Source organism: Streptomyces sindenensis (assembly GCF_014649035.1).
Classification (GTDB): domain Bacteria; phylum Actinomycetota; class Actinomycetes; order Streptomycetales; family Streptomycetaceae; genus Streptomyces; species Streptomyces sindenensis.
Map to the genome: position 1 here is coordinate 1 of NZ_BMSG01000082.1, position 1,157 is coordinate 1,157.

A 1,157-nucleotide genomic window follows, 5' to 3' on the forward strand; every position below is an offset into this window, starting at 1 on the left:
ATGATGGTCTCGTACTCGACGGGGGTCAATCGGGCCAGGCGTCTCTGGCGCCGGCGCCGGTGGTAGGTCCGCTCGATCCAGGTGACGATCGCGATCCGCAGCTCCTGTCGAGTGGCCCAGGTGCGGCGGTCGAGGACGTTCTTCTGCAGCAGCGCGAAGAAGCTCTCCATGGCGGCGTTGTCACCGGCGGCCCCGACGCGGCCCATCGAGCCGACCAGGCCGTGCCGAGTGAGTACGGCAGCAACCTTCCGCGAGCGGAACTGCGAACCGCGGTCCGAATGCACCACGCAACCGGCCACCTGGCCGCGGCGGGCGACGGCGGACTCCAGCGCGGCCACGGCGAGGCGGGACTCCATCCGGGCGTCGATGGAGTAGCCCACGATGCGGCCCGAGTACACGTCCTTGACGGCACACAGATACAGCTTGCCCTCGCCGGTGGGGTGCTCGGTGATGTCCGTGAGCCACAGCCGGTTCGGCCCGTCCGCGGTGAAGTCGCGCCGCACCAGGTCGTCGTGGACCGGTGGCCCGGACTTGGCGTTCTTCCCGCGGCCCCTGCGTTTGCCGAAGGCGCTCCACCAGCCATTGTCCCGGCAGATCCGCCAGGCGGTCCGCTCGGCCATCGCCTCACCGGCGGCGCGGGCCTCGTCGAGAAGGAAGCGGTGACCGAACTCGGGATCGTCGCGGTGCGCGTCGAACAGGGCGTTGGCACGGTATGCCTCGGACAGTTCGGCGTCCGTGACCGGCCGGTCCAGCCACCGGTAGTAGGGCTGGCGGGCCAGCTTGAGTACCCGGCACGTCACCGCCACCGGCACCCGGCGAGGGGCAGCGGCGGCGGCCAGCTCGCGGACGAGCGGGTACATCATTTTGCCGGCAGGTTCGCCTGCGACAGATACGCCGCAGCCCTCCGCAGGACCTCGTTCTCCTGCTCCAGCAGCCGGATGCGCTTGCGGGCCTCGCGCAGCTCGGCCGACTCACCCGACGCTGTCGCGGGCCTGGCGCCCTCGGTGTCCGCACGGCGCAGCCACTTTGACAGCGTGATCGGGTGGATGCCGAAGTCGGCGGCGATCTGTTCCAGCGTGACGCCGGGCTCACGGTTGCGCGCGACCCGCACGACGTCCTCGCGGAACTCCTTCGGATATGGCTTGGGCACTGCAACA

1 protein-coding gene is annotated in these 1,157 nt (G+C 70.4%); it reads right to left on the bottom strand.

Translation table 11 applies throughout. The features are described from left to right. Positions 1-1,150, bottom strand: a protein-coding gene (locus IE145_RS33120; RefSeq protein ID WP_189529118.1) for an IS3 family transposase whose coding sequence is annotated in 2 segments (ribosomal slippage) — positions 1-866 and positions 869-1,150 — 1,148 coding nt annotated over the 2 segments. Because the reading frame shifts where the segments join, the coding sequence is not laid out codon by codon here. This gene is flagged as partial in the annotation. Between the last annotated feature and the right edge of the window lie 7 nt (positions 1,151-1,157).